The following is a 3540-nucleotide window of genomic DNA, read 5'->3' on the forward strand; positions in this document are numbered from 1 at the left end:
GCTCTAGATTTCGTTGTAAGGGCTGATGAAAGCCCACATGCTTTCATCTTGCTTACTATGAAATCTTAGCGAAGCAAATCCGAAGGATGCAGATGAGCTCTAGATTTCGTTGTAAGGGCTGATGAAAGCCCACATGCTTTCATCTTGCTTAATATCATTGAAGCAGACTCAGGAACCAGGAGGAATTACTCATGGACTGGGCCAGCATTGCCTGTGATGCCTGCATCTGAATGTTGTAGCTGGTATATTGGGTAATAGCCTTTGCCATATCTGCCCCTATAATAGTGGTCATGGCATCAGTAACATTCGTCTGCTGGGTAACCAGATTGGTATGGGTATAATCCAGCCTTGACTGCATGGCACCTACACTGGTCTGCTGATCCAACAGGCGATTGATGGCGTTGTCGATAACATTGATGGCCGCATTGGCATCCTCCTGGGTGGATACGCTAAGATAGGAGCCATCGGAGCCCTGAAGGCCAAGGCCCCTGGCACTGGTATCACCCAAGGCCATATGCATATTCTGGCTGGTATCTGACCCGGTATGGAGAACAAGTGAATGATCCCCTCTGGTGTCAGCAGCCCTGATAGACTCGTTAAAGCCGTCCAAGGCCGTATTGGTGGACTTTTTCACATTGCCCTCAGCATCCGTCACCGAAATAGTGAAGCCGGAAATAGCACCAGCCGTACCTGACTGGGCCGCCTTTACCGTAATGGCATTTTGGTCATCCACAGTATGCAGCTCCTTGCCATTGCTGTCAGTGCCAATCAACGAGGTAGCCGTATCCATGGAGGAGGTGTCAAATACATCTCCTGCCCCTGCCTCATTGGCCTTGCTGAAAATATCCGCCAGAGTAGACTCCCCGGCAGTAAAGGAGGTGGAATAGGTCTTTCCATCCTTTACGAAGGATATATTAACTGTATCGGTGGCATCAATATTAAGATTGTCTCCCTGACGCCTGGTAAGCTCCGTCAATTTGGTGGCCCCTGTGGTATCAAGACCAAGGCTGTTATTGGTAAAGGCCTGATTTGTCTCCAGGGTTGCCCCCTTGTTGGAACCGTTCAACAAATATCTGCCGTTGTAGGTTACCAAGGAATTATCATTTATCTGATCAATATATTGGTTTAATTCCTTCTGAATAGTGGCCCGATCGCTGTCCTTCGCCGTGGAGTTGGCCGCAGCAATAGCCTTTTCCTTTAAGGTGGTCAAAATCTCCATGGTATTATCCATGGCACCACTTGCCACATTCAGCATACTATTGCCCGTCTGCACGTTGGAGGACGCCTGACCAAGAGCGCCAATCTCCACATCCATACGCTTGCCTATAGCATATATGGAAGCATTGTCACTGGCCGAATTAATCTTATTGCCCGTAGCAACCTGATTGGCACTTTTCAGGGCCATTTTATAGTTGTAATTCATCTTATTGAGAAGCGAAAGCTGCTGGGCATATGAACCGATGGTAGCCATAAATATTACCTCCCTGCCTGTTCCTGGTTTATCATCCGTGATATAGCATAAACCGATTCCTCTTGTATTTATATATCGACATTTTTGCCTCGTAAATTAAATTTAAAAATAATTTTTTCAAACATAAAATATATAGTATAATAGACTACGTGAAACTCAACTCCAGGGGGAGGACTATTGAACGATGAAACACATCGACTGGCAGGAAATGCTATCCCAAGGTCGTAGACGAACCAGAATACAGCGGGTTGTTGCAATTATTTGTTTGGCTGCAGCTCTAGGCTATGTATTTTGGTATTTCTTTTATGCATCAACGCCGGAATACGCCTTAAATAAATTGCAAAGGGCTTTTAAGGAACGGGATCTGGCCACAATAGAGCAATACTGTGATATGGAAAACCTCACCGGCAGGGCCTATGATGACCTGACCCGTGATATGTTCGCCCATGATACAAACCTTACCAATGAAACCAAGGTAATGTTTGAAACCTTCTATATGAAAATCAAGCCTCAGGTGGTGGCCGAAACCAACACACTTATTCTCGACTACATTCCATCAGGCCAATGGAGTGTTCCTGATGGAGACAATATTTTAAAGGGACGGCAGTTGGGCATCGATTATGAATATCTGGTGGAACGTTCCCAGCTGCGCAATACAGAATTTATAAAGATTGACAGCGTGAGGAAAATTAAAAGCAATGAAACCATTGTCAAAATCGCCGTCAAGGATGTATATACCGGAACCCTCTTTACCCTTCATGTCTTAATGGTAAAACGGGATGATAACTGGAAGGTAAGTGAAATAAGAAACTACCGGGACTATCTGGATTTTCTCAGCCCTATCCAGGAGGCCGGCCTCAAAAATTACATTCATGCCACTGCCGATGTGGTTGAAAAATACAATCTCATATTCAACAGCCAGCAAAACCGGTTCAAAAAGCTGGATAAATCGCCGGATGGCATATTGACGGCCAATATGCGCAGCAGTATGATTGCCTATATTCGTTCAGATATAATACCGGCACTGGAAAAGCGTCAACAGGAGCTGGAGGCTATTCCGGTAAATGACGGAGCACAATATTTGGCTGCCCAGCGCAGGGAATCCACCAGGCTAACCGTGGAAGCATGGAAGCACTATGCTGAAGCACTGGATGCGGATTCACCAAATGAATTTGCTATGAGCAAAGCCTTCCAAAAGGCTGCCATGGATATTGATTATCGTATTGATGATCTGGTGAAGAATACAGCTATTACCAGTATAAAAACCTCAACAGTTCCATAAAATAACCCGTAGTGAGATGATACTTCACTACGGGTTTAATTTTGGCCAAATCAAAATTCCCTTTTGGCTTTTTTCTTCTTATTATATTTGTAATATGTTACAGCAACAACCAAAACAATGATTACACAGAAGGCTATGCTTATTTCGTGGCCAACCTCCATCATAACCTTCCAGCCCTCGCCCAGCATCATACCAATACCTAAAATAAGCATGGTCCAGGGCAGTGAGCCTGCAAAGGTATAGAAAATAAATTTCTTGATATCTACATGGGCAAAGCCCGCCGGCAAAGAGATAAAGGTACGTACCACCGGCAGCATACGACTTATGAATACGGCTTTGACACCATATTTATCAAACCACTCCTGGGCAATATCCACATGGGATTTCTTCATGAAAAAATACTTGCCATATTTATCCACAAAGGGACGCCCGCCTAAGTGGCCTATGTAATAAGTAAGAACAGAACCAACCATACCGCCTATCATGCCGGCCACGGTAGCCATGGTAAATGTCATGCGGTCTATATAAATCAAATAACCGGCGAAGCCCAAAATCAACTCACTGGGAATTGGTATACAGGCATTTTCCAGGCCCATAAGAACGGCTACAGCCAAGTAACCCCATTGATCAATAAACCCCAAAAACACATCAGCAAAATGCGACATAAAAACATCCTTTCAATATCATACAATATACAAAAAAAGAGCCCCGAACCGGACTCATCTAAACTATATGGTGCCTCAGAGCGGAATCGAACCACTGACACGGGGATTTTCAGTCCCCTGCT

Annotated in this window: 3 protein-coding genes; 1 reads left to right on the forward strand and 2 read right to left on the reverse strand. The window is 44.7% G+C overall.

The genetic code is table 11. The features are described 5' to 3' along the window. Positions 1 to 154: 154 nt before the first annotated feature. The gene (locus Q0Y54_RS12300; protein WP_297968515.1) at positions 155 to 1471 is read right to left on the reverse strand and encodes a flagellin; all 1317 of its coding nucleotides are present in this window, start codon (positions 1469 to 1471) and stop codon (positions 155 to 157) included. 184 nt (positions 1472 to 1655) lie between these two features. Here Q0Y54_RS12300 and Q0Y54_RS12305 point away from each other — a divergent pair, with 184 nt between their 5' ends. Continuing rightward, positions 1656 to 2753, forward strand: a complete 1098-nt coding sequence (locus tag Q0Y54_RS12305; protein ID WP_297968518.1) for a hypothetical protein — start codon at positions 1656 to 1658, stop codon at positions 2751 to 2753. Positions 2754 to 2803: 50 nt separating this feature from the next. On the opposite strand, the gene Q0Y54_RS12310 is transcribed toward Q0Y54_RS12305, so the two are convergent. Beyond that, positions 2804 to 3418 (reverse strand): DedA family protein, encoded by a 615-nt coding sequence (locus tag Q0Y54_RS12310; RefSeq protein ID WP_297968523.1) that lies wholly within the window; start codon positions 3416 to 3418, stop codon positions 2804 to 2806. Positions 3419 to 3540: the final 122 nt, after the last annotated feature.

The sequence above is a fragment of the uncultured Anaerovibrio sp. genome (assembly GCF_947302755.1).
In the GTDB taxonomy this organism is placed as follows: domain Bacteria; phylum Bacillota; class Negativicutes; order Selenomonadales; family Selenomonadaceae; genus Anaerovibrio.

What these genes read in the sequence shown, in the direction of transcription:
- Q0Y54_RS12310 (WP_297968523.1), bottom strand. Translation starts at nt 3,418, where the DNA reads ATGTCGCATTTTGCTGATGTGTTTTTGGGGTTTATTGATCAATGGGGT.
- Q0Y54_RS12305 (WP_297968518.1), top strand. Translation starts at nt 1,656, where the DNA reads ATGAAACACATCGACTGGCAGGAAATGCTATCCCAAGGTCGTAGACGA.
- Q0Y54_RS12300 (WP_297968515.1), bottom strand. Translation starts at nt 1,471, where the DNA reads ATGGCTACCATCGGTTCATATGCCCAGCAGCTTTCGCTTCTCAATAAG.